Annotated in this window: 22 protein-coding genes; 8 read left to right on the top strand and 14 right to left on the bottom strand. The window is 66.2% G+C overall.

Going from position 1 to position 24,714, the window contains the following annotated elements:
* The first annotated feature begins 98 nt into the window (after nucleotides 1–98).
* From RS899_RS16195 to RS899_RS16185, 3 genes are all read left to right on the top strand, one after another.
* On the top strand, nucleotides 99–692 hold the full coding sequence (locus RS899_RS16195) for an RNA polymerase sigma factor (RefSeq protein ID WP_024764500.1): 594 nt from the start codon (nucleotides 99–101) through the stop codon (nucleotides 690–692).
* Nucleotides 689–1,381 carry a hypothetical protein gene (locus RS899_RS16190; protein WP_315807574.1) on the top strand — a complete coding sequence of 231 codons (693 nt, stop codon included), beginning with the start codon at nucleotides 689–691 and terminating at the stop codon, nucleotides 1,379–1,381. The genes RS899_RS16195 and RS899_RS16190 overlap by 4 nt, the downstream gene beginning before the upstream one ends.
* A gap of 126 nt (nucleotides 1,382–1,507) precedes the next feature.
* Nucleotides 1,508–2,068, top strand: a complete 561-nt coding sequence (locus RS899_RS16185) for a hypothetical protein (protein ID WP_054909722.1) — start codon at nucleotides 1,508–1,510, stop codon at nucleotides 2,066–2,068.
* Between the two features lie 138 nt (nucleotides 2,069–2,206).
* On the opposite strand, the gene RS899_RS16180 is transcribed toward RS899_RS16185, so the two are convergent.
* The 8 genes from RS899_RS16180 to RS899_RS16145 form a co-directional block, all read right to left on the bottom strand.
* Entirely contained in the window at nucleotides 2,207–4,024 is a 1,818-nt protein-coding gene (locus RS899_RS16180) for a long-chain-acyl-CoA synthetase (protein ID WP_233297971.1), read from the bottom strand.
* 333 nt (nucleotides 4,025–4,357) lie between these two features.
* Nucleotides 4,358–5,179, bottom strand: a complete 822-nt coding sequence (locus RS899_RS16175; protein WP_315807573.1) for an NAD(P)-dependent oxidoreductase — start codon at nucleotides 5,177–5,179, stop codon at nucleotides 4,358–4,360.
* A 188-nt stretch (nucleotides 5,180–5,367) separates the two neighbouring features.
* Entirely contained in the window at nucleotides 5,368–7,356 is a 1,989-nt protein-coding gene (atuF, locus tag RS899_RS16170; protein WP_315807572.1) for a geranyl-CoA carboxylase subunit apha, read from the bottom strand.
* A gap of 68 nt (nucleotides 7,357–7,424) precedes the next feature.
* The gene (atuE, locus tag RS899_RS16165; RefSeq protein ID WP_315807571.1) at nucleotides 7,425–8,222 is read right to left on the bottom strand and encodes an isohexenylglutaconyl-CoA hydratase; all 798 of its coding nucleotides are present in this window, start codon (nucleotides 8,220–8,222) and stop codon (nucleotides 7,425–7,427) included.
* A gap of 126 nt (nucleotides 8,223–8,348) precedes the next feature.
* Nucleotides 8,349–9,509 (bottom strand): citronellyl-CoA dehydrogenase, encoded by a 1,161-nt coding sequence (gene atuD, locus RS899_RS16160; protein ID WP_038803742.1) that lies wholly within the window; start codon nucleotides 9,507–9,509, stop codon nucleotides 8,349–8,351.
* 104 nt (nucleotides 9,510–9,613) lie between these two features.
* On the bottom strand, nucleotides 9,614–11,230 hold the full coding sequence (gene atuC, locus RS899_RS16155) for an acyl-CoA carboxylase subunit beta (protein ID WP_233297967.1): 1,617 nt from the start codon (nucleotides 11,228–11,230) through the stop codon (nucleotides 9,614–9,616).
* A gap of 3 nt (nucleotides 11,231–11,233) precedes the next feature.
* Entirely contained in the window at nucleotides 11,234–12,109 is an 876-nt protein-coding gene (locus tag RS899_RS16150; RefSeq protein WP_315807570.1) for an SDR family oxidoreductase, read from the bottom strand.
* Between the two features lie 97 nt (nucleotides 12,110–12,206).
* Nucleotides 12,207–14,012, bottom strand: a complete 1,806-nt coding sequence (locus RS899_RS16145) for an acyclic terpene utilization AtuA family protein (protein WP_315807569.1) — start codon at nucleotides 14,010–14,012, stop codon at nucleotides 12,207–12,209.
* 219 nt (nucleotides 14,013–14,231) lie between these two features.
* Between RS899_RS16145 and RS899_RS16140 the strand changes: the two genes are divergently transcribed.
* Nucleotides 14,232–14,852: a TetR/AcrR family transcriptional regulator gene (locus RS899_RS16140; RefSeq protein ID WP_205896244.1), complete on the top strand. Its 621-nt coding sequence runs from the start codon at nucleotides 14,232–14,234 to the stop codon at nucleotides 14,850–14,852.
* A 192-nt stretch (nucleotides 14,853–15,044) separates the two neighbouring features.
* On the opposite strand, the gene RS899_RS16135 is transcribed toward RS899_RS16140, so the two are convergent.
* The 5 genes from RS899_RS16135 to eat all read right to left on the bottom strand — a co-directional run bounded on the left by RS899_RS16135 (nucleotide 15,045) and on the right by eat (nucleotide 19,713).
* A complete protein-coding gene (locus RS899_RS16135; RefSeq protein ID WP_315807568.1) occupies nucleotides 15,045–15,809 on the bottom strand; it encodes a CPBP family intramembrane glutamic endopeptidase in 765 nt (254 codons plus the stop codon).
* Nucleotides 15,810–15,910: 101 nt separating this feature from the next.
* Nucleotides 15,911–16,081, bottom strand: a complete 171-nt coding sequence (locus RS899_RS16130; RefSeq protein WP_315807567.1) for a DUF2897 family protein — start codon at nucleotides 16,079–16,081, stop codon at nucleotides 15,911–15,913.
* Between the two features lie 47 nt (nucleotides 16,082–16,128).
* Nucleotides 16,129–16,908: an ethanolamine ammonia-lyase subunit EutC gene (eutC, locus tag RS899_RS16125; protein WP_315807566.1), complete on the bottom strand. Its 780-nt coding sequence runs from the start codon at nucleotides 16,906–16,908 to the stop codon at nucleotides 16,129–16,131.
* Between the two features lie 6 nt (nucleotides 16,909–16,914).
* Nucleotides 16,915–18,294, bottom strand: a complete 1,380-nt coding sequence (locus RS899_RS16120) for an ethanolamine ammonia-lyase subunit EutB (RefSeq protein ID WP_315807565.1) — start codon at nucleotides 18,292–18,294, stop codon at nucleotides 16,915–16,917.
* Nucleotides 18,295–18,348: 54 nt separating this feature from the next.
* Nucleotides 18,349–19,713, bottom strand: a complete 1,365-nt coding sequence (gene eat, locus RS899_RS16115) for an ethanolamine permease (protein ID WP_024764509.1) — start codon at nucleotides 19,711–19,713, stop codon at nucleotides 18,349–18,351.
* A gap of 316 nt (nucleotides 19,714–20,029) precedes the next feature.
* Between eat and RS899_RS16110 the strand changes: the two genes are divergently transcribed.
* The 3 genes from RS899_RS16110 (at nucleotide 20,030) to pyrF (ending at nucleotide 23,056) form a co-directional block, all read left to right on the top strand.
* The gene (locus RS899_RS16110) at nucleotides 20,030–21,331 is read left to right on the top strand and encodes a sensor histidine kinase (RefSeq protein ID WP_315807564.1); all 1,302 of its coding nucleotides are present in this window, start codon (nucleotides 20,030–20,032) and stop codon (nucleotides 21,329–21,331) included.
* 2 nt (nucleotides 21,332–21,333) lie between these two features.
* Nucleotides 21,334–22,257, top strand: a complete 924-nt coding sequence (locus tag RS899_RS16105; RefSeq protein WP_315807563.1) for a response regulator — start codon at nucleotides 21,334–21,336, stop codon at nucleotides 22,255–22,257.
* A 100-nt stretch (nucleotides 22,258–22,357) separates the two neighbouring features.
* Nucleotides 22,358–23,056, top strand: coding sequence for an orotidine-5'-phosphate decarboxylase (gene pyrF, locus RS899_RS16100; protein WP_024764511.1), 699 nt, complete (start codon nucleotides 22,358–22,360; stop codon nucleotides 23,054–23,056).
* A gap of 155 nt (nucleotides 23,057–23,211) precedes the next feature.
* On the opposite strand, the gene RS899_RS16095 is transcribed toward pyrF, so the two are convergent.
* Complete coding sequence (locus RS899_RS16095; RefSeq protein ID WP_315807562.1) at nucleotides 23,212–23,661, bottom strand: multidrug/biocide efflux PACE transporter; 450 nt, start codon at nucleotides 23,659–23,661, stop codon at nucleotides 23,212–23,214.
* Between the two features lie 122 nt (nucleotides 23,662–23,783).
* Here RS899_RS16095 and RS899_RS16090 point away from each other — a divergent pair, with 122 nt between their 5' ends.
* Nucleotides 23,784–24,644: a LysR family transcriptional regulator gene (locus tag RS899_RS16090; RefSeq protein WP_233297960.1), complete on the top strand. Its 861-nt coding sequence runs from the start codon at nucleotides 23,784–23,786 to the stop codon at nucleotides 24,642–24,644.
* Nucleotides 24,645–24,714: the final 70 nt, after the last annotated feature.

Below are 24,714 nucleotides of genomic sequence, written 5' to 3'. Positions count from 1 at the left end.
CGAATGACCACTGCGTTATACCCGTGCCTGCGCCATCGGCGATACCCGGTCGCTGGCGAGAAGCCAGCCACCACCCGCAACGCTACGGATCGAGAGAGTTGAAGAGACCCCTCACGGATGAAAACGACGTCGCACTGCTGCGGCGTTACCGACAAGGCGACGCCGAAGCGTTCGGCGAGCTTTACGCTCGTCATCGCCTAGGCCTGTTCCGCTTCCTCTGCGGCTTGTGCGGCGACAATGCCCAGGCCGAGGAAGTGTTCCAGGAAACCTGGCTGAGCCTGATCCGCAGCGATAGCCAGCCACTGGGCGCGGCCAGCTTCAAGACCTGGCTGTACCAGATCGGCCGCAACCGCCTGATCGACCATTGGCGCAAGCTGGGTCGGCACCTGGGGCGCCAGGAGAGCTTCGACGAGCAATTGCATGGCGATGCATTGGGCGGCGAAAGCACCGACCCCGAACGCGAGCTGAGCCTTGCCCGCGACCAGCAGCGCCTGCAGGGCGCACTGGAGTCTTTGCCGGTGGAGCAGCGCGAAGTGTTCCTGCTGCGTACCCATGGCGATCTGGAGTTGAATGAAATTGCCGAACTCACGAAGACCCCGGCGGAAACCGTGAAGAGCCGACTTCGCTATGCGATGCAGAAACTGCGTCGGTTGTTGTCCGACCCGTCGGTGGCCGAGGAGGTGAACCCATGAACCGCGATCCGCACGAGCAGGAGCTGCTCGAACACTACCGTCGGCATAGCGAGGCGCAGCCGTCGGCGCAGTTGGACGCGCGCATCCTGGCCGCCGCTCGCGCCGCCGTGCAGGAGAAGCCCGCGAGTTTCGCCCAGCGCCTGCACCAGTGGTTGCTGGGCGCCGGCAGCCGCCAGCGCTGGGGCGTTGCCGTGGCGGGCCTGGCGACCCTGGGCATCGGCCTGAGCCTGACCCTGCGGACCTTTGAAGAGGCGCCAGAGCGCTTTGACGCGCCGGTATCCCCGGCAATGATGCGCGCGCCAGCACCCGCACCGGCCATGGCACCACCGGCGGCTCCGGCCGCTGCGCCCTCAGTGGCGGAGCCGCGGATGGACAGTGCCGCTGCCGGGGCATCGGTCCAGGAGCTCGCCAGGCCTGCGCCGATGAGCAAGAAAATGGCGGCTGCAGCGGCAAGGGACGAAGTCCGCGAATCTGCCGATGCACAGGGGCGGTCAGGTGTATCGGCCGAAGGGAAGCTCCAGGCATTCGCCGAGGAGGCCGACGAGCCACGTACCAGTCTGCTGCACCTGCGCGACTTGCAAGGCAAGGGGCGGAAGGAAGAAGCTGAACAAGTGCGTGAGAGCCTCCGGCAGCGTTTCCCCGGCTTGGACATCGACAAGGCTCTGAAGGAATTACCTGACAACCCTTGATCAATGACAGGCCGGGTTCAGCCTGCGTCTGTCAGACTGCATGACGTAACGGTTTGTCATGGCAAGACTCTTGCTCCGCAAGGCAACTCGCGCCAGCATTGCGCGGTTTTTCTGACGGTCCGCTCCATGAAGAAGTCTCGAATCCTCGTTGTCGCCAGTCTGTCCCTGCTGCTCGCTGCCTGTGGCGATGAGCACAAGGACAAGGCTGTGGCTCCGGCCCCGGCTGTTGCCCCAGCCGTGACTGCGCCTGCCAGCACGCCTGCGCCGGAACCTGCCGCCGAGCAGCCCCGTGAGGAAGAGGCCAAGCCTGCTGCTGCCAAAGTCGTGGCGTCACCCAAGTCCGCCGCGGTCGAGGCCGCCATCAAGCCTGAGGCCAAGGCGCCCTCGAAGACGCCGGCGCAGGTGAAGAAACCGGTTGATCCGGTGGTCAAGCAGCCGCTGCCGGCGGTGAAGCTGGACCTGCGTCTGCCCAGGGACCTGGTCCATCAGTTGGAGCCGGACGATACGATCACCGTGATCGACGAGAAGCCGATCCTGCCGCCGATGTTCGGCGAAAAAGCCGGACAGAGCCCCTTCGAGGTCGGTGGCCGGCTGATCCAGCGCGAGCCCAACGAGCGTGAACCCAACGACGACAGTTGGCACTCGGACATCCGTGGCGCCGAGTTGCAGTTCAAGTTCCGCAACTGATCGCTCGATTTCCCTCCGGGACCGACTGTTTTCTTGTGCGATGCCGTGCCTGCGTTTTCCCCTCTCCCTTCCGAACGGGGCGCGCAGCCAGGACGGCAGAGAGGGGAGACTTCGTGAAGCAGTTCGTTATGGCAGCCCTTAGAAACGGTGAGCGCCGCCGCGAATCGCTTCGAACAGCGCGCCATCCAGCGTCCGGTAGGCTGTCTCCCCTGGCAGTCGCACGAACAGTGCCTCGGTCACGGCTGAGGGGTCGTAGGCGTTGCGCTTGAGGTCGGTCTTCTTGTACTTGAAGGTCCCGGTGGTCTCCACCTGGGCCAGCAGGCGCAGGAACAGCGGCACGGCGTAAGCCGGCAGCTCGCGGTCCAGGTGGGCCGCCAACTCTGTCGCATCCAGGCTGACGCCGTCGGCCAGGCGCAGCGCGGCCATGCCGCAGCGGCCGTTGGTGCCGGGGATCTCCACGCCGTAGACCACCGCGTCTTCCACGCCGGGGAAGGCGCCCAGGGCGTTTTCCACCTCGGTGGTGGAGACGTTCTCGCCTTTCCAGCGGAAGGTGTCGCCCAGGCGGTCGACGAACTGGGTGTGCTTGAAGCCGATGTCGCGCATCAGGTCGCCGGTGTTGAACCAGGTATCGCCTTCCTTGAACACGTTGCGGTAGATCACCGCCTCGCTCTTGGCCGGGTCGGTGTAGCCGTCGAACGGCCACTTGTCGCTGATCTCGCTGATCAGCAGGCCGGCTTCGCCCTTGTCGACCTTTTCCATGAACCCCTTGGCGCCCCGTACCGGCTGGTCGTTTTCCAGGTCATAGCGGACGATGGCGTAAGTTGCCGGGGAGAATCCCACCGTATTGTCGAAGTTGAACACATTGGTAAAGCCGATATTGCCTTCGCTGGAGGCATAGAACTCGGTGATCCGCTCGATGCCGAAGCGCTCCTTGAACTCGTTCCAGATCGAGGGGCGCAGGCCATTGCCGATCATGCAGGTCAGGGTATTGCCGCGCTCTTCAGCACATTCGGGCTGGTTGAGCAGGTAGCGACAGAGTTCGCCGATGTAGCCGAAGCAGGTGGCCTGGTAGGTCTGGACGTCTTTCCAGAACGAACTGGCGGAAAACTTGCGGCGCAGGGCGATCGCCGCGCCACCGGCCAGCACGGCGCTCCAGCACACGGTCACGGCATTGTTGTGGTAGCAGGGCAGGGTCAGGTAAAGCACGTCGCTGTTGGTCAGCGCCAGACCCGAATGGCCGAAGCCGCCGTAGGCCTTGATCCACTTGCCGTGGCTCATGATCGAGGCTTTGGGCAGGCCGGTGGTGCCGGAGGTGTAGATGTAGAAACAGGCGTCCTTCAGGCGCACCTTGGCGGTTTCGGCGAGGTTGTTGGAGTCCTGCTCCTGCGCGAGGCGCATCAGGCTGTGCCAGCCCGCGGGCGCTTGTGCCGCTTCATCGCCATCGGCGATCCAGTAGCAGCGGCCGCCGCTGTTCTCCAGGGCCGGGCGGACGTCCTCGAAGGCTTCGCGCAACTCTTCGCCGACCACGAAATGGCTGGGCTTGACCAGGTTGAGGCTGTGGCTGAGCACCTGGCCGCGCTGGGTAGTGTTCACCAGCGCGCCAATGGCGCCGAGCTTGGCCAGGGCGGCGAGCACCACCATCAATTCGGCGCGATTCTCCAGCATCACCGCCACCACGCTGCCGTGTTGCACGCCTTCGGCCTGGAAGGCCCGCGCCAGGCGGTTGGCCCAGCCGTTGAACAAGGCGTAGGACAGGCGCCGGCGTTCGTCGATCAGCGCCGGGCTGTCCGGATAGAGGCGCGCGGCGCGCTCCAGGGCCCAGCCCAGGGACAGGTTCTTCTCGCGGTTGCGGATGCCGGTGTAGTAGAGCCCGCGGAGCATGCGTGGCACGCGGCTGAGGGTGGCCGGCAGGTGGGCGAGGAAGCGGGTCGGGGTGATGATATCGGCGTGGCTCATTGACGCGTGCCCTTATTGTCATTGTTGTCTGTGGCGTGCAGACGCTAGCGAGCGACTCTAGGTCGTCGTCCGACGTGCGCCTATGGCTGTTGCGCGCGTGGCGCAGGGCAGATCGGCAAACGCATCGGCTAGGCGTTCAACGCAGTCTAGAGAGCGATGGCCGGACGGCCAGGGCGGGATTGTGTCGATTGGTAAATGGCGACACGGTGCCCATGGTGGGAGGGTTGGTAGGGCGAATAACCGCTTGTGGTTATCCGCCGTTAGCCCAGGTGTGGCAAACGGCGGACAACGCGTTCCGCGTTATGCGCCCTACGAAAAGGTCCGTGAGTGTGCTCAGTCGAGGAACAGGTCGGGTACCAGGCTGCCGCCGTTCGGGTCGAAACGGTACTGCTCGAAGTCGCTCTGGCCCTGTTCGCGCAGGATATCCTCGTCGATCAGCAGGCGCCCGCTGATGCTGCGCTCGCTGCTGGAGAGGATGGCGTAGGCCGCATCGGCCATGATCGCCGGAGTACGCGCACGCTTGAAGGCGTCGCGGCTGCCCAATTCGAATTCGATGGCGGCGGTGGCGATCATGGTTTTCGGCCACAGCGCGTTGACGCTGATGCCGTACTTCTTGAACTCCTCGTGCATGCCGAGGGTGAGCATGCTCATACCGTATTTGGTGACGGTGTAGGGGCCGTGCTGGGCGAACCACTTGCCGGCCAGGTTGATCGGCGGCGACAGGCTGAGGATGTGGCCCTTGCTCTGCTTCAGGTAGGGCAGCGCGGCCTGGCTGCAGACCATCACTGCGCGGGTGTTGATCTGGTACATCAGGTCGAAGCGCTTGGGTTCCAGGCGCTCCACACCCACCAGCTTGATGGCACCGGCGTTGTTCACCACCGCGTCGATGCCGCCGAAGTGTTCGGCGGCGCGGGCCATGGCCTCGCGCACGGCATTCTCGTCGCGCACGTCCAGTTGCAGCGCGAGGGCTTTGCCGCCGGCAGCTTCGACCTCCTCGGCAACGCTGAAGATGGTGCCTTCGAGTTTCGGGTGGGGCTCGGCGCTCTTGGCGGCAATGACGATGTTGGCGCTATCGCGTGCGGCGCGCAGGGCGATTTCACGGCCGATGCCGCGGCTGGCGCCGGTGATGAAGAGGGTTTTGCCGGAAAGGGACATGTGGGCTCCTTGTTCTTGTTATGAGTCGTCAGCGTTGGAGCTGACGGCGTCTGTAGGAGCGAGCTTGCTCGCGAACAATCCCATGCTGCAGGGCTCTGGTTCGCGAGCAAGCTCGCTCCTACGAAAAGCGAAAAGCGAAAAGCGAAAAGCGAAAAGCGAAAAGCGAAAAGCGAAAAGCGAAAAGCGGCTCAGGCGTCTTCGGCTTCAACCTCCACCAACAACTGCCGCGATTTCACCTGCTCGCCCTTGCTTACCTGCACGCGGCGGATCACGCCGTCGACGCCGGCCTTGAGCGGGTGCTCCATCTTCATCGCTTCCAGTACCAGCAGCAGTTGGCCCTTGCTGACCCGTGTACCTTCGCTCACCAGTACGTCGACGATGGCGCCATCCATCGGTGCCTTCACCGTGCCGGAGCCTGCGCCGCCAGCCGCGCTGACGGGCTCGTGGGTGACGTCCAGCAGTTCCAGGTTGCCGTCCGCGCCATACAGCCAGAGGCGCGCGCCGTCGCGGTGGAAGGGCAGGCGGCGGCGAACGCCGTCGGCTTCGATGATCGCGTCACCGTTCTCCTCGCCGAGCAGGCGCAGCTTGATGGCGGACTCACCGATGCGGGCCAGCAGCGTCGGCTGGGTGCCGTGTTCGCGGACTTCCAGCTCGACGACGAATTTCTCCTCGCCATGCTTGAGCGCAAAACGCCAGGGCGCGCTGCCCGCGCTACGCCAACCGGACAGACCAGGCTGGTGCGCTCGGTCACTGGCCGAAGCCTGGTAGAGCAGGGCGGCGGCGCAGGCCAGTTCCAGCGGCTGCGGCTGGCGCGGGGCCAGGCTCGGGTCGCCGGCGAACTGTTCGCCGATGAACGCCGTGGTGGCGTTGCCGGCGGCGAACTCCGGGTGCCTGAGCAGGTTGGCGAGGAAGCGCTGGTTGCCGGTCACACCCAGTAGCACGCAATCCTCGACGGCGCGTACCAGCTTGCGCCGGGCCTCGTCGCGGGTAGCGCCGAAGGCGATGACCTTGGCCAGCATCGGATCGTAGAAGGGCGTCACCGGCTGGCCTTCGCGCAGGCCGTGATCGATGCGGATGCCGTCCAGCTGCGGCGGCGTCCAGCGCAGCACCTGGCCGGTCTGCGGGAGGAAACCGTTGCCGGCATCCTCAGCGTACAGGCGCACCTCGATGGCATGGCCCTTGAGCTGGATCTGCTCCTGGGTCAGCGGCAGCGGATGGCCCTCGGCGACGCGAATCTGCCAGGCCACCAGGTCCTGGCCGGTGACCAGTTCGGTGACCGGGTGCTCCACCTGCAGGCGGGTGTTCATTTCCAGGAAGTAGAAGGCACCGCTGGCATCCAGCAGGAACTCCACGGTGCCGGCGCCCAGGTAGTTAACCGAGGCGGCGGCCTTCACCGCAGCGCTGCCCATGGCGGCGCGCAGGTCCTCGGTCAGCACCGGGCAGGGCGCTTCCTCGATGACCTTCTGGTGGCGGCGCTGCACCGAGCAGTCGCGCTCGCCGAGATAGACAATATGGCCGTGGCTGTCGCCGAATACCTGGATTTCCACGTGGCGCGGCTGCACCACGGCTTTCTCCAGGATCAGCTCGCCGCTGCCGAAGGCGTTCTGCGCTTCCGAGCGCGCCGTGCGCAGCTGTTCGGCGAGGTCCTCGCTGCGCGTCACCAGGCGCATGCCGCGCCCGCCGCCGCCGGCGCTGGCCTTGATCATCAGCGGGTAGCCGATGCGCTCGGCCTCGCGGCTGAGCGTGGCGTCGTCCTGATCGGCACCTTCGTAGCCGGGGATGCAGGGCACGCCGGCTTCGAGCATGGCGATCTTCGACAGGCGCTTGCTGCCCATCAGGTGGATGGCTTCCACGCCCGGACCGATGAAGACGATGCCGGCAGCCTCGCAGGCGCGGGCGAAGTCGGCGTTCTCCGAGAGGAAGCCGTAGCCGGGGTGGACGGCGCCGGCGCCGGTGCGTTTCGCGGCGTCGAGGATCGCCTCGGGCTTCAGGTAGGACTGGCCGACCGGCGCCGGGCCGATGCACACGGCCTCGTCGGCCAGTTGCACGTGGCGGGCATCGGCGTCGGCCTCGCTGTACACGGCCACGGTCCGGTAGCCCAGGTCGTGGGCGGTGCGGATCACCCGGCAGGCGATCTCGCCGCGGTTGGCAATCAGGATCTTGTCGAAGCTGGGCATGCTGGCTGTTTCCCTCTCCCCAGCCCTCTCCCTGAAGGGAGAGGGGGTTGTTCGGTGCGCGCGTTGGGTCACTGCGCCCAGTTCGGTTTGCGTTTCTGCACGAAGGCCATGGTGCCTTCGGCGCCTTCCGCGCCGGTCACCGCGTCGGCGAACTGGCGGGCAGCGCCGTCCAGCAACGGGCCGAGGGCTTCGGTCTCGGTGGCCAGAAGCAGTGCCTTGGTGGCGGCATTGGCGCCCGGCGCGCAGCGACGGACCTGGTCAAGGGTTTCCGCCAGTTGCTCGCCGAGGTTTTCAGCGTTGTCGGCGCAGTGATGCACGAGCCCTAGGCGCAGCGCCTCACGGCCATCGAAGCGCGCGGCGGTCAAGGCCAGGCGGCGGGCCTGGGTCAGGCCGATGCGTTTCACCACGAAGGGCGCGATCTGCGCCGGCAGGATGCCGAGGCTGGTTTCCGGCAGGCCGAATTGCGCGTCGGCCGCCGCGATGGCGATGTCCGAGACGCAGGCCAGGCCGAAGCCACCGCCGAGCACCGCACCTTCCAGCGCAGCGACCAGCACCTGCGGCTGTGCCTGGGCTTCTTCCAGCAGGCCGCCGAAGGCGCGGTTCAGCGCGGCATAGGCATCGGGACCGGCGGCGCGGGCGCCGGCCATGTCCTTGATGTCGCCGCCAGCGCAGAAGTGCCCGCCGGCGCCGCGCAGGACGATGGTGCGCACCGCGCGGTCGTCGCGCACCGCGGCGAGCACGGCACGCAGTTCGCTGACCATCGCCAGGCTCATGGCGTTGCGGCTGTCCGGGCGATTGAGGGTGACGTGCAGTACGCCGCCTTCACGTTCCAGCAGCAGGGTTTCGCAGTTCGGCAAATCACTCATGCCGGATTCCTCGTTCAACCGTTTGCTTGCGATCACCGTAGGATGGGTGGAGCGGAGCGATACCCATCGATGCGTCACGGCATGGGTATCGTCGCTGCGCGCCTCCACCCATCCTACGGTCCCTCATCAGCCCTTCTTCTTGCCCGGCAGGGTGCCCATCAGCTTGCAGATGATGCCCAGCATGATTTCGTCCGCGCCGCCGCCGATGGAGACCAGGCGGGTGTCGCGGTAGGCGCGGGCGATCGGGTTTTCCCACATGAAGCCCTGGCCGCCCCAATACTGCAGGCAGGCGTCGGTGACCTCGCGGGACAGCCGGCCGACCTTGAGCTTGGCCATGGAGGCCAGGCGGGTGACGTCCTTGCCGCGGATGTACTGTTCGGTGGCCTGGTAGGTGAGGGCGCGCAGGCACTCGATCTCGGTCATCAGCTCGGCCATGCGGAAGTGGATGACCTGGTTGTCGATCAGCGCCTGGCCGAAGGTCTTGCGCTCCTTGCAGTAGTCGATGGTGGCGTTGACGCAGTACTCCATGCCCTTGATCCCGCTGGCGGCGCCGAACAGGCGTTCCTCCTGGAATTGCAGCATCTGCATCATGAAGCCCGAACCCTCGGCGCCGATGCGGTAGCGCTGCGGCACGCGCACGTCGTCGAAGAACACCTGGGCGGTCTCCGAGCTGCGCATGCCGAGCTTGTCCAGGTGCGGGCTGATGCTGATGCCCTTGGACTTCATCGGCACCATGATCAGCGATTTGTTGACGTGGGGCTTGTCGTCGGAGGTGTTGGCCAGCAGGCAGATGAAGTCGGCGGACGGCGAGTTGGTGATCCACATCTTGCTGCCGTTGATGACGTAATCGTCGCCATCCTTGCGCGCGGTGGTCTTCAGCCCGGCGACGTCGGAGCCGGCGCCCACTTCGGAGACGCCGATGCAGCCGACCATCTCGCCGGCGATGGCCGGGCGGAGGAATTCCTCGCGCAGCTCATCGGAGCCGAAGCGCGCCAGGGCCGGGGTGCACATGTCGGTCTGTACGCCCAGGGCCATCGGCACGCCGCCGCAATGGATGGTGCCGAACTCCTCGGCGGCGACCACCGAGTAGCTGTAGTCCAGGCCCATGCCGCCGAATTTCTCCGGCTTGGAGATGCCCAGCAGGCCCAGGTCGCCGGCCTTCTTGAAGACCTCGTGGATGGGGAAGCGCCCGGCCTTTTCCCATTCGTCGACGTAGGGGTTGATCTCGCGTTCGACGAAGTTGCGCACGGTGCGGCGGAGTTCTTCGTGTTCTTGGGTGAAGATCATTTCTTGTTCTCCGTGGGATCTTTCAATTCAGGTAGGGCGAATAAAGCGGAACGCTTTATCCGCCGGCTTGGCGGATGACGCCTGGGGCGTCATGCGCCCTACGGTCAAAATCGTGCAACGCCGAAACTGTTGTTCTTTAGCGGCCGCACGGCAGCCTCCACGCAGATATCCAGCAGATAACCCAGCAGCGCGCGGGTATCGCGCGGGTCGATCAATCCATCGTCCCACAGGCTCGCCGTGCCGTAGAGCGCGGTGGACTGGGCATCGAGTTTCTGCGCGGTCATCTGTTCGAGCATGTCGAGCATCTTCGGGTCGGCTTCCTTGCCCTCCTTGGCGTGCTTTTCCTCGGTGACGATGCGCAGCACCTTGCCGGCCTGGGCTCCGCCCATTACGGCGGTGCGGCTGTTGGGCCAGGCGAAGATGAAGCGCGGGTCCAGCCCGCGGCCGCACATGGCGTAGTTGCCCGCGCCGTAGGAACCGCCGACGACCAGCGTGAGCTTGGGCACCGTGGCGTTGGCCACCGCCTGGATCATCTTCGAGCCGTGCTTGATCACGCCCAGGCGCTCGGACTCGGTGCCGACCATGAAGCCGGTGGTGTTGTGCAGGAACAGGATCGGCGTGTTGCTCTGCTCGCACAGCTGGATGAACTGCGCCGCCTTGGCCGCGCCCTGTGGGGTGATCGGGCCGTTGTTGCCGATCAGGCCGCAGGCGTGGCCCTCGATGTGCAGGTGACCGCAGACGGTCTGGCTGTCGAATTCGTTCTTGAAGTCGAGGAAGCGCGAGCCGTCGGCGATGCGCGCAACGATCTCGCGCACGTCGTAGGGCTTCTTCGCGTCCGCGGGGACCACGCCGAGCAGTTCCTGCGCCGGGTAAAGCGGCTCGTCCCACGTCAGTTTCGCGCGGGCTGGCAGTTGGTTGTTCCATGGCAGCGCGGCGAGGATTTCCCGTGCCAGGCGCACGCCATCGGCGTCGTTCTCCGCCAGGTACTCGGCGGTGCCGGCGACCTGGGCATGCAGTTCGGCGCCACCCAGTTCTTCATCGGTGGCGATCTCGCCGGTAGCGGCTTTCAGCAGCGGCGGGCCGGCGAGGAACATCTTGGCCTTGCCGCGCACCACCACCACGTAGTCCGACAGTCCCGGCTGGTAGGCACCGCCGGCGGTGGACGAGCCGTGCACCACGGTGACCTGCGGAATGCCCGCTGCGGACATGCGCGCCTGGTTGGCGAAGCCGCGCGCGCCCTCGACGAAGATGTCCGCCGCGTAGTTCAGGTTGGCGCCGCCGCTCTCGGTCAGCGCCACCACTGGCAGCTTGTTCTCGAAGGCGATCTGCTGCAGGCGCAGGGTCTTCTTCAGGCCGGTGGGGGAGATGGTGCCGCCCTTGATTGCGCTGTTGCTGGCGGTCACCAGGCAGCGCACTCCGGCGATATAGCCGATGCCGGAGATGATGCCGCCGCCGGCCTGGGTGCCGTCCTTGTCGTCATGCAGCTTGTAGCCGGCCAGCGAACCGATCTCGAGGAACGGCGCACCGGCATCCAGCAGCAGGTTCAGGCGTTCGCGCGGCAGCAACTGGCCGCGCTTGTCGAACTTGGGCTTGGCCTCGGCGGCCTTGTCGAGCACCTTCTGCTCGACCTCGCGGAAGCTCGCCACGGCGGCCAGCATGGCCTCGCGGTTGCGGGCGAAGTCTTCGCCCTGGGCGTCGATTTCCGACTGGATCACCGGCATGGCTTACTCCTGATCCTTCAGCACATCGGGAAGATAGGCGCGGTGGAAACCGTTGTAGGAACGGCTTTGCCCCGACTTCACCTTGGACAGCGGGAAGGCGCGGCTGCCCTGGCTGGCGGCGCCATCGATGCGGATGGTGTTGCCGCTGATGAAGGCCGCGCCGGGGGAGAGCAGGAAGACGATGGCCGCGGCCACTTCCGATTCGGTGCCGATGCGCTTGAGCGGTACGTGCTCGCGCAGGGTCGGGATCACTGCCTTGAATGCGCCCTCGTAGGTATCCATGCCGCTGGAGGCGACCCAGCCCGGCGCCACGGCGTTGACCCGCACGCCGGCGTGGCCCCACTCGATAGCGGCGGTCTTGGTGAAGTTCTCCATGCCCGCACGGGCGGCGCCGGAGTGGCCCATGCCGGGCATGCCGCCCCACATGTCGGCGAGCATGTTGACGATGCTGCCGCCGGTCTTGCTCAGGCTCTGGTTGAAGACTTCGCGGGCCATCAGGAAGCCGCCGACGAGGTTGGTGCGCACCACGGCCTCGAAGCCCTTCAGGTTGATCGAGGCGAGCGGCGCGGGGTACTGGCCGCCGGCGTTGTTGACCAGGTGATGGATCGGCCCGCGCTCGGCGATGACCTGAGCGACCAGCGCCTTGACCGCTTCCTCGTCGCGGATGTCGCAGCTGTGCCAGCTGGCGCTGCCGCCGTCCTCGATGATCTCGCCGGCGGTCTTTTCCAGCTTCTCGGCCTTGCGCCCGACCAGCACCACGTGGGCGCCGAGGGCCGCCAGCTCATGGGCGGTGCAGCGACCGATACCGCTGCCGCCGCCGGTGACGATGATGGTCTGGCCATCGAACAGGCCGGGTTTGAAGATCGAGTCGTAGCTCATTGTTGTTCTGACTCCGAGGTATCCCGTAGGGCGGATGAAGCGGAACGCTTCATCCGCCGTTTGCGATTGGCGGATAACGCTGCTGGCGTTATGCGCCCTACGTTTCTGTTCTTTGTAGGAATTGATCGGCGATGGCTTGCGGCACCGCCACCGGGAATTCCAGCAGCTGCTGGGCGAAAGCCTTGCCCTGCGGGTCGATGCGCAGGCTCGCCACGCCGCCGCCGCCCAGGGCGTTCTCCAGCAGGAAGTTCAGGCTGTGGCTGCCCGGCAGGTGCCAGCGGCTGACGCGGCCCAGCTGCGGGTCGAGCACGTGCTGCATCCATTCGGCTACGGCGCCTTCGCTCAGCGCCTCGGCGATCCACGGCAGGTATTCGGGCCGGCGCGCCATCACGCCGATGTTGCTGTGGTTGCCCTTGTCGCCGGAGCGCGCCACGGCCAGCTTCACCAGGGGCACGCTGGCCTGCGCCGGGCCTTCGGCGGCCGGCACGGCAATGTCGTCGGCCAGCGCGGCCGGGTCGAAGTGGTCGATGGCGGGCAGGGCGACTGGCTGGCGCTCGCCGTCGATCTCCACGGTCAACTCACAGGCGTTCTTGTCGATCAGGAAGGAGAACAGGCGGATCACCGGGTACACGGTCGGGCGGCCGCCGACGATGCCGGTCAGGCCCGGCGCCATGCCGGTGGCGGCCTGGGCGATCTCGCGGGAGAACAACACCAGGGCTTCCTTGCGGCTGTGGCGTACGGCGAGCTTCACCACGATTTCGCGGCTGTCCTCGCGGCGCCCGTGCGGGCCGTAGGTGGCTTCGCTGCCGAGCAGTTCGATGCTGACCTCGCGGTACGGCCCCCAGCCGCGTTCCATGAGGATTTCCTCGGTCTTGGCGATGATCGCCTGACTGACCCGCTCGGCCTTCTTCACCGCGTCGATACCGGCGATCAGGCAACTGGCGGTACAACGGAAGCCGTCCGGGTAAGTGGCGCTGACCTTGTACTGCCCGGTCGGCGGCAGGCCACGTGCGCCGCTGAGGGCCACGCGGTTCTCGCCAACCTGGGCCAGCTGGACCTGGGTGAAATCGCAGATCACGTCGGGCAGCAGGTAGGCGCGCGGGTCGCCGATCTCGTAGAGCATCTGCTCGCCCACCGACAGCGGCGTGACCAGCCCGCCGGTACCCTTCGGCTTGGTGACGACGAATTCGCCGCCGGCCTGCACTTCGACGATGGGAAAGCCGATGTGCTCGTAGTCCGGCACGCTTTCCCAGTCGGTGAAGTTGCCGCCGGTGCACTGCGCGCCGCATTCGATGATGTGCCCGGCGAGCGCGGCCTGGGCCAGCTTGTCGTAGTCGTTCCAGGCCCAGCCGAATTCGTGGACCAGCGCGGCGCTGACTACCGCGCTGTCCACCACGCGACCGGTGATGACGATGTCGGCGCCGGACTCCAGCGCCTGGACGATGCCGGGAGCGCCGAGGTAGGCGTTGACCGACACGCACATCGGCGGCATCGGTGCATCGCTGAACATCTCGCGGATGCCGGCCTTGGCCAGTTCGCCCAGGCGCGGCTGCAGGTTGTCGCCGTGCACCACGGCGATCTTCAGCGCCACACCGGCCTTCTCGCAGGCGCTGGCCAGGGCGTTGGCGCAGGCGCTGGGATTCACCCCGCCGGCGTTGCTGATCACACGCACCTGCTTCGAAGCGATGTCGCCCAGCAGCGGCGTCATCACGTCGATGAAATCGGTGGCGTAGCCTGCCTCGGGGTTCTTCAGGCGCGCGCCGGCCATGATCGACATGGTGATCTCGGCGAGATAGTCGAACACCAGGTAATCCAGCTGCGCGCCGCGCACCAGTTGAGCGGCGGCGGTGGAGGTATCGCCCCAGAAGGCGGAGGCGCAGCCGATACGTACGGTTCTAGTCATTGTTCTGCCCGTGACGCTGAGTGATGGGTCGACATTACCAAGCAAGCGCTTGGTTGAAAAGCCCCGGGTCGATGGCTACCCCAACCATTGGATGGCCAAGCGCTTGCTTGGTTGGCACTCGCGGGCTTACATTTCGTCAGACAACACAAGCACTTGCGGGGCGATTCGATGAATTGCCCTGAGCAAGGTGGCCAGATGGGACCAATGGGGAGAGAAAGCGTGGATGACCGCAAAGCCCGCGAAGTCATGCTGGAGCTGGTCGGGACCGGGCAGATCACCGACCCGGAGAGCGCCCGTGGCAAGTTGCTGCAGACCGCCGCGCACCTGTTCCGCAGCAAGGGCTACGAGCGCACCACGGTGCGCGACCTGGCCGGCGCGGTCGGCATCCAGTCCGGCAGCATCTTCCATCACTTCAAGAGCAAGGACGAAATCCTGCGCTCGGTGATGGAGGAAACCATCCTCTACAACACCGCCCTGATGCGCGCCGCCCTGGCCGATGCCACGACCCTGCGCGAGCGCCTGCTGGCGCTGATCCGCTGCGAGCTGCAGTCGATCACCGGCGGCACCGGCGAGGCGATGGCAGTGCTGGTCTACGAGTGGCGCTCGCTGTCGGAAGAAGGCCAGGCCTACATCCTCAGCCTGCGCGACATCTACGAGCAGATGTGGCTGGAAGTGCTGGAAGAGGCGCGTGTGGCCGGATTCACTCAAGCCGATCCGTTCATTCTGCGGCGCTTCCTCACCGGGGCGCTGTCCTGGTCCATCACCTGGTTCCGCCCCGAGGGCAGCCTGACGCTGGACGAACTCGCCGAGCAGGCGTTGCTGCTGGTGATGCGCGACTGAGGCTCTTTGTAGGAGCGAGCTTGCTCGCGAACTGACTCCGCAGCGGGGTGGGTTTGCGAGCAAGCTCGCTCCCACATGACTGCTACTGGCTTAGCGCGTAGGGCGAATAACGCGCCAGCGTTATCCGCCGCCATGGCATCGGCGGATAACCCGCGCCGGGTTACGCGCCTTACAGGGATATATCCGTGTCGTTCAGATAATCCGCAACGGATAACTGAACAGCAGCAGGTGCAGGCAGTTCACCGCCGCGTGCAGCAGCACCGGCACAGCCAGGCGGCCGCTGAAGTAGAAGGCCAGACCGTAGCCCAGGCCGGCGATACCGGCGACGACGGCGAACAACGGGTTGATCGGCCAGTGCACCATGCCGAACAGCACGCTGGCGACCGCCACGCCGGCAAAGGCGCCGAACCGGCGCACCAGTTCGCTCTGCACCAGACCGCGGAAGAACGCTTCTTCGGTCAGCGAGATCACGCAGATGTTGACCAGCATCCATAGCCAGAAGCCCGGCGGCCATTTCGGGTTCCACACCACCAGGCCGCCGGCCACAGCAACCAATGGCACGGCGAACAGCGTGGTGACGATGACGATGGCGGCGAAGTCCGGCGAGCGCTTTTCCTCGGGCACCGGTTCGCGGCGCAGCCACCAGGCGAGCAGGGTCGCACCGACCAGGGCCTTGTCCCAGGACAGGTGCAGGGCATAGACGGGAGCATCGGGGCTGAGCTGGCGCACTGGCCAGAGTGTCCACGAGGTAGTGCCCGGCAACAGGTGCGCGGCGAGGGCAATACTGAGCACGAGGCAGACCAGCCACCACAGCAGGTGGGGCAGGCGGGTCTCGCCGCAGAGAGTCCAGGCGACATAGAACGCGCCGATCAGCAACCCCACTGGCTGGACGAATCCGAGCGCAAAACCGCAGAGCAACAAAAAGACTGGCAGCAGCGGCAGGAGTTTCCTGAGCATTCTTTCCTCCATCCAGGGAGGCGCAGTCTAGGCAATTTCGACTGCCACTGGCCATCGCTGTTGCCAGTTTTTGACTGAAACGTCAGTCAGTTAGACGGCTTTCAGCGTTTGTTCTCGGCTTCCTTGGCGTCCATTTCGGCGTTGCGCTCGTGGATGCGCTTGAGCTGCTCCTGGGTGAGCGGGAGCTTTTTCGCCGTATCGCGCAGCATCATCAGCGCGCCGACGATGGAGCCCAGGGCTAGGGCAATGATCAACCAGGCATACCAGGGCATGGTCCCGTCTCCGACAGTGGCAGTGGAATATCACGATACGCTGTGATTCAGACCTTGTCAGGCGCGCGCGGGTTCAGACTGATCGCTTCGGGCAGGTCGCTGTCATCCTTGAGCTTCACGCCGCTGACGCGCAGGCGCAGCGACTGTTGCAGCAGGTGGGCGAGTTTGTGGGCGGCCTGCGCGTAGGGCAAACCCTGTGGGCGTACGTTGGAGATGCAGTTGCGTTCGCTGTCCATGCGGCCCACGCGCGGCTGCCAGGTGAGGTAGAGGCCCAGGCTGTCCGGCGAGCTGAGGCCGGGCCGCTCGCCGATCAGCACCAGCGCAAGCTTCGCCCCCAGCGCCTCGCCGATGCCGTCGCCAATGGCCACGCGGCCCTGCTCGGCGAGCACCACGGGCGTGTGCTGCCAATCAGTGACGAAGCGCTCGCGCAGGGCGGTCAGCAGCGGCAGCGCGTGCTGCTGGATGGCGAAAGAGGAGAGGCCGTCGGCGATCACGATCGCCAGTTCCGCCGCATGCTCACCCTTGAGCTGCCACTGGCTGTCCGGGTGCAGCGCACGGCCGAGGTCCGGGCGCAGCAGGTAGGTCTGGCGGTCCGGCGCTTCGCTGCGAACGCGGAGCACGCGAAAACCCTCCTGCGCCAGTGACTGCTGCAGCGCCTCGAAATCCAGCGGGTGATGCACAGCGTCGCGCGCCTGGGCGTGGGCCAGGCCGAACTTGAGCACTTCGCGGGTTGGCAGGCTGGAGCCGACGCGCCCCAGCGCGATGCGTGCCGAGGTGTGTGCACGCAGTTCGTCCCAGGGGTCGCTCTGGATCAGGTCCATGGTCATCGCTCCTCAGCGATCGCCGGCGCGCAGCAGCGCGTGGCCACGGCCGATCTGGCGCAGTTGTCCGGAGGGATCGGTGATCGCCATCTTCGCCAGCCAGGCGTCGAACTCCGGTGCGCGCTTCAGGCCCAGGGTGCTGCGCAGGTAGAGGGCGTCGTGGAAAGAGGTGCTCTGGTAATTGAGCATGATGTCGTCGGCGCCGGGGATGCCCATGATGAAGGTGATGCCCGCCGCGCCCAGCAGGGTCAGCAGGTTGTCCATGTCGTCCTGGTCGGCCTCGGCGTGGTTGGTGTAGCAGACATCGCAGCCCATGGGCACGCCGAGCAGCTTGGCGCAGAAGTGATCCTCGAGACCCGCGCGGATGATCTGCTTGCCGTCGTAGAGGTATTCCGGGCCGATGAAGCCGACCACGGTGTTGGTCAGCAGCGGGCGGAACTCGCGGGCCACGGCGTAGGCGCGGGCCTCGCAGGTCTGCTGGTCGACGCCGTGGTGGCCGCCGGCGGACAGCGCGCTGCCCTGGCCGGTCTCGAAGTACATGACGTTGTCGCCCAGGGTGCCGCGCTTGAGCGACAGCGCCGCCTCGTGGGCCTCGCGCAGCAGGGCGAGGTCGATGCCGAAGCTCTCGTTGGTCTTCTGCGTGCCGGCGATGGACTGGAACACCAGGTCGATCGGCGCGCCGGCCTCGATGGCCTGGATCTGCGAGGTGACGTGGGTGAGTACGCAGCTCTGCAGGGGAATCTCGAAGCGCTGGCGCAGCTCGTCCATCATCTGCCACAGCTGCATCAGCGTGGCTTGCGAATCGCTGGCCGGATTGATGCCTACCACGGCGTCGCCGGAGCCGTAGAGCAGGCCGTCGAGCATGCTGGCGGCGATGCCGCGCACGTCGTCCGTGGGGTGGTTGGGCTGCAGGCGCACCGAAAGGTGGCCGGGCAGGCCGATGGTGTTGCGGAAGCGGGTGATCACGCGGCACTTCTTCGCCGCCAGGATCAGGTCCTGGTTGCGCATCAGCTTGCTGACCGCGGCGGCCATCTCCGGCGTGATGCCGCGCGCCGTGGCGGCCAGCGTGGCGCTGTCGGTGCTGTCCAGCAGCAGCCAGTCACGGAAGTCGCCGACGGTCAGGTGGCTGATCGGCGCGAAGGCGGCGGCATCGTGGCTGTCGATGATCAGCCGGGTGATTTCGTCTGCTTCGTAGGGGATCAGCGCTTCGTCGAGGAAGCGCTTGAGCGGCACGTCGGCGAGGGCGATCTTCGCCGCCATGCGTTCTTCGTAGCTGTCCGCGGCGAGGCCCGCCAGCGAATCACCGGAGCGCGCCGGGCCGGCCTTGGCGAGCAGCGTCTTCAGGTCGGCAAAGCGGTAGGTCAGGTTGCCGATGGTGGTCTGGTAGATCATGCGGGCGTCCCGGTTATCCCGCGCCCCGCCGCGAAGGCAGGGCACGGATGGCGATCAGGCTCCCGTCAGCATAGCGTCCGCCGGGGCGCTGGCGCGATGGGCGGCGGTGAGCTGGAAGTAGACGAAGCCCGCCGCCATGAAGGCCAGGAAAATCCCGGCGATCTGCAGGTTGAACCAGACCATCGCCGCCAGGCACAGCACGGCCAGCGCCAGGGCGATGCCCGGTACCACGGGGAAGCCCGGCGCGCGGAAGCTGCGTTCCAGGTGCGGCTCGCTGCGGCGCAGCTTGAACAGGCTGAGCATGCTCATGATGTACATGACGATGGCGCCGAACACGCTCATGGTGATCATCGCTGCGGTCAGGCTCATGCCCTGCAGGGCGATGAGGCCGTCGCTGTAGATCGCCGCGATGCCTACCAGGCCGCCAGCGATGATTGCCCGGTGCGGGGTCTGGAAGCGTGACAGCTTGGCCAGCCCGCGAGGCAGGTAGCCGGCGCGTGCCAGGGCGAAGAATTGCCGCGAGTAGCCGAGGATGATGCCGTGGAAGCTGGCGACGAGGCCGAACAGGCCGATCCACACCAGCATGTGCAGCCAGCCGGAGTTCTCGCCGACCACCATCTTCATCGCCTGCGGCAGTGGGTCGTTGATGCCCGACAGGGCCTTCCAGTCGCCCGCGCCGCCGGCGAACAGCATCACGCCGATGGCCAGCACCACCAGGGTCAGGATGCCGCTGACGTAGGCCTTGGGAATGGTGCGTTTCGGGTCCTTGGCTTCCTCGGCGGCCATGGCCGCGCCCTCGATGGCGAGGAAGAACCAGATGGCGAAGGGAATCGCCGCGAAGATGCCGCTGATCGCCGCACCGCCGAAGCTGTCGGAGCCGGCCCAGCCGTTGAGCACGAAGTTGCTGAAGCTGAAGCCCGGCGCAACCACGCCCATGAACACCAGCAACTCGCCCACTGCGAGGATGGTGACGATCAGCTCGAAGGTCGCCGCGATGCTGACGCCGAGGATATTCAGGGTCATGAAGATCAGGTACGCGCCGACCGCCGCATGCTTCGGGTCGAGCGAGGGGAACTGCACGTTGAGGTAGGCACCGATGGCCATGGCGATGGCCGGCGGGGCGAAGACGAACTCGATCAGCGTGGCGAGGCCCGCCACCAGTCCGCCTTTTTCGCCAAAGGCGCGGCGGCTGTAGGCGAAGGGCCCGCCGGCGTGAGGAATCGCCGTGGTCAGTTCGGTGAAGCTGAAGATGAAGCAGGTGTACATGGTTGCCACCAGCAGTGTGGTGACGAGGAAGCCGAGGGTGCCGGCCACGCCCCAGCCATAGCTCCAGCCGAAGTACTCACCGGAAATCACCAGGCCCACGGCGATGCCCCACAGGTGCAGGGTACCGAGGGTGGGTTTGAGTTGCGTGCTCATGCGACGTCTCCTGAAGAGAAAGTCAGAGAAGAGAAAGTCCGAACGAGGATGAAAATCACGACCCGCTGATTCGTGCAGTGGCCGTGCCATGCCCGGAAATCAGGTCGCAAAGCGTGGTTTCGCGTCGTTTCGTGAACATTCGCGGCATATTGCGTGCCTCGAATGGGGGCGCAGCGATTCGTTCAGGTGCGCGGCCCCGCGCTTGTTGCACGGCGATGACCGCGGCATGACGCTTCGCGGAGCCGCGACGGCTGTCACAGGATGGCAATCTGCCGCTGGTCTACTGGCGCCCATTCCAGCGACCGGAGATTCGCCGATGACCACCCGCGCCCTGCACGAGCTGTTGCGCCAGGTAGCGCCCTTGGCCCCGGAGTTGAGCATCAGCGATGTCGCCGATCGCTTCCTCGATGCCGAGCACCGCGCCTTCCTCTCGCTGCCCGTGGTGGACGAGGCCGGGCTGCCGCTGGGACTGGTCAGCCGCAACAGCCTGCAGGACATCTTCATGCAGCGCTTCGGCCGCGACCTCTGGGGCCGCCGCCCGGCCAGCGATGTGATGAATGCGCAGCCATTGAAGGTGCGCGCCGACCTGAGCCTCGAAGAAGCCTCGCAACAGGTCACCGCCCAACTGAGTTACCCGATCACCGAGGACTTCGTCCTGGTGGACGAGCAGGGGCGCTACCTCGGCCTGGGCACGGTGCTCGATCTGCTGAAAGCCATGGAGCAGCGCGTCGCCCAGCGCAACCGCGTGCTCAACAAGACGCTGCAGGACCTGCGCGAATCCCAGGCGCAGCTGGTGCAGTCGGAGAAGATGGCCTCTCTCGGGCAGATGGTCGCCGGCGTCGCCCACGAGTTGAACACGCCGCTGGGCTATGTGAAGAACAACGTCGCGCTGTTGCGCGAGCTGTTGGTACCACTGCTCGGCCTTACCGAAGCCCAGGCCCTGTTCAATGAATGCCTGGACGACCCGGCCTGTGACCCCGAGCAAACGGCCCGCGCCCGCGCTGCCTTCGAACAGGCCCGCGAAGAAGCGGCGCTGGAACAACTGGTGGGCGATCTCGACCAGCTGTTCGGCGACACCGATTTCGGCCTGGCGCAGATCGGCGAACTGGTCGGCGGCCTGAAGGACTTCGCCCGCCTGGACCGCGCCCGCAGCGAAGAGGTCGACCTCAACGACTGCGTGCGCAGCGCGCTGCTGATCGCCCGCAACAGCATCAAGGAAAAGGCCGAGGTTGCCGCTCAGTTGGGCGCGCTGCCCAAGGTTGCCTGCGCCGCCAGCCAGATCAACCAGGTGCTGCTCAACCTGCTGACCAACGCCGCCCAGGCCATGGAGAAGTTCGGCCTGATCCAGGTGAAATCCTGGGCGGACGAAACCCATGTGCACCTCTCGGTCCAGGACAACGGCAAGGGCATGGACGAGGAGGTGCGCGCGCGCATCTTCGACCCCTTCTTCACCACCAAACCGGTGGGGCAGGGCACGGGCCTGGGCCTGTCGATCAGCTACAAGATCGTTCAGGACCACGGCGGCCGCATCCGCGTGGCATCCGAACCCGGACGCGGCACACGATTCCTCATCAGCCTGCCGATCCAGCAGGCCAGCGAACTGAAACGGAGCGCCTGAACATGAGTCAGCAGCCTGTCCGCATCCTCTTCGTCGACGACGAGGAACGCATCCTGCGCAGCCTTGCGATGCAGTTCCGCCGTCACTACGACGTGCTGGTGGAAACCGATCCGCACAAGGCCCTGCAGCGCCTGCGCGAAGAGCACATCGATATTCTCGTCAGCGACCAGCGCATGCCGCAGATGACCGGCGCCGAGTTGCTCGCCCAGGCCCAGGAAATCGCCCCGGACACCCTGCGCATCCTGCTCACCGGTTACTCGGACCTCGACGCCGCGGTGGATGCGCTCAACAGCGGCGGCATCTTCCGCTACCTGACCAAGCCCTGGGACCCGCAGGAAATGGCCTTTACCCTGCGCCAGGCGGCCGAGATCGCCCAGCGCCAGGCGCCAACCGAGCCCATCGATACCAAGGCGATCAGCCGCGTCGTTGCGCCGCTCAACGTGCTGCTGCTGGACGAGGATGCCGAGACCCTGGCCTGTGTCGGCGAGTTCTGCAGCGCCGGTACCCACCAACTGCACCGCGCGCGTAACCTCGCCGAGGCCATCGTGCGACTGAACAGCGAACCCATCGATATCCTGGTCAGCGACCTCAAGCTGGCCGGCGAAGACACCGCGCCGCTGCTCAAGTCCCTGGCCCAGGCTCATCCGCGCCTGCTGAGCATCGTCGTCACGCCGTTCCGCGACACCCAGGACCTGCTGGCGCTGATCAACCAGGCGCAGATCTTCCGCTACCTGCCCAAGCCGATCCGCCGCGGCCTGTTCGAGAAGGGCCTGAAGGCCGCCGCCGAGCAGGCGCTGCTCTGGCGCGCCCAGCCGGAGCAGAAGGTCGCGCGCATCGCCGAGGTGCCGCGCGAGGAACGTGAGCGGGAAAAAGTGGGCAGCCTGCTGGGCATGCTCGGCCGCCTGCGCGAGCGGTTGAGTGCCTGATCGCCGTCGGCGACGGAGCATTCCTGCCGGGCGGGCTACGGAAGTCGGCGCGTTTCTGCGACAATGCGCGCCGATTTTTTCGATACCCGCGAGAGAGCCCATGTCCGCCTGCCAGACCCCGATCATCGTCGCCCTGGATTTCCCCACCCGCGAAGCCGCGCTGGCGCTGGCTGACCAGCTCGATCCGAAGCTGTGCCGGGTGAAGGTGGGCAAGGAACTGTTCACCAGCTGCGCCGCCGGTATCGTCGAGACCCTGAACAGCCGCGGCTTCGAAGTCTTCCTCGACCTGAAGTTCCACGACATCCCCAACACCACCGCGATGGCCGTGCGCGCCGCCGCCGAGATGGGCGTGTGGATGGTCAACGTGCACTGCTCCGGCGGCCTGCGCATGATGAGTGCCTGCCGCGAGACCCTGGACGCCTTCAATGGCCCGTCACCGCTGCTGATCGGCGTGACCGTGCTGACCAGCATGGAGCGCGAGGACCTCGCCGGCATCGGCCTCGACGTCGAGCCCCAGGAGCAGGTACTGCGCCTGGCTGCGCTGGCGCAGAAGGCCGGCATGGACGGCCTGGTCTGCTCCGCCCAGGAAGCGCCGGCGCTGAAAGCTGCGCATCCGGCACTGCAACTGGTCACCCCCGGCATCCGCCCGGCCGGCAGCGCCCAGGACGACCAGCGCCGCATCCTCACCCCGCGCCAGGCGCTGGACAATGGCTCCGACTACCTGGTGATCGGCCGCCCGATCAGCCAGGCCGCCGACCCGGCCAAGGCACTCGCCGAGATCGCTGCCAGCCTGGCCTGAAGCTTTCTCCAGGCATGAAAAAGCCCGCATCGCTGCGGGCTTTCTTGTTTTTGCTTTTTGTAGGAGCCAGGGGCGCGCCCAGTCCTTGCTCGCGAACAAATCTACCGGCAGCACATGAGCTGGGCGGTTCGCGAGCAAGCTCGCTCCTACAGGGCTCAGCCGTGGACTTGAGCGGTTGACGTCGTCCGGCCGAACCAGCGCTCCCGCAGCACGTCGTACACCCAGTTGAACACCAGTGCGTAGGGCAGGAAGAACAGCACCAGGCCGATGTCGAGGATGAATGCCTCCAGCAGGCTCACCGCCAGCCACCAGGCGGCCAGTGGCACCAGCAGGACGATCAGGCCCAGTTCGAACAGCGAGGCGTGCAGCACGCGCACCGACAGGGTGCGGCTGAAGCCCATGCGGTTCTGCGCGCGGTCGAAGGCGGCGTTGAAGAGCATGTTCCACACGGTGGCGATGGCCGAAAACATCAGGGTCATGGCGCCCATGTGGCCCAGGGGTTTGTCCATCAGCCAGGCCAGGGTCGGCGCGCAGATGACGACCGCCAGCAGTTCGAAAAGTCCGGCGTGGAACATCCGTTCCTTCAGGGTTTTAGTCGGGCTCATGGGGTTTCTCCAGATAAGGCAGTGGCAGGCCGACTCCGTCGGTCTGGCGCCATTATCATCGGTCGACCGGCTGGATATAAGTTGGATACCATCGGCTTAACCGATGGTGGAGGTGTCGCTCGATGCAATATTCCCCCGAATCCCTGCAGGCCTTCGCCGAGGCCGCATGCCAGGGCTCGTTCAGCGCCGCCGCGCGCAAGCTGGGCAAGAGCCAGTCGACCGTCAGCGAGGCCATCGCGCGACTGGAAATCGATCTCGGGCTGACCCTGTTCGACCGCAGCAGCCGCCAGCCGCAATTGACTGAAGCCGGCCACGCGCTGCTCGGGCGGGTGGAGGAAGTGCTGATGGCCAACGATCGCCTCGGCCAGCTCGCCCATCAGCTCGTTGGGGGACTGGAGTCGCGGGTGACCCTGGCGATGTCGGACACCTATCAGTCCGCCGAATTCGAGGCGCGGCTGGCGGAGATCGATGCGCGCTACCCGGACCTGGAGTTCGAGTGGCTGATCGCCGAGGACAGCGATGTGCTCGATCTGGTTGTTCAGGGGCGCGCCAGCCTGGGGCTGCTTGCCGCTCAAAAGGATTACGCGCCGGATATCAGTTCGGCGACCTTGAGCGAACAGGCGGAGTTCGGCCTGTTCGTCAGCCGCGACCACCCGCTGGCTGGCCGCGAACACGTGGAGCGCGAAGACCTGCTGGCCTACCGCGCGTTGCGCCTGAATACCTACCTGGACGACGCCGCGCCGATGCTGGGCGGGCGCTGCTGGAGCGCACCGAACTACCTGCTGCTGCTGGACATGGCGGTGCTGGGCTTTGGCTGGATCGAATTACCCAGCTGGATGGTAGGACGCTTCGCCGGCGGGCGTATGCAGGAGCTGAAGGTCGCCGGCTGGCCGCGCCGGGTGGCGGTGGACGTGATCTGGTCGCGACAGCGTCGCTTGGGGCCAGCCGCGAGTTGGCTGGCGGAGCGTCTGCTGGGCCGTTGAGGCGCTCTGCATCACAGTTTCCGGACTAAATGTGTCGGGGCCTTTGATGCCCGGCGCGACACCAGTAGGA

It is taken from the genome of Pseudomonas sp. C9-3 (genome assembly GCF_032392015.1).
Lineage (GTDB): Bacteria > Pseudomonadota > Gammaproteobacteria > Pseudomonadales > Pseudomonadaceae > Pseudomonas > Pseudomonas nitroreducens.
The sequence above is the reverse complement of the archived record's forward strand: the minus strand, read 5'-3'. Positions and strand labels throughout refer to the sequence as shown.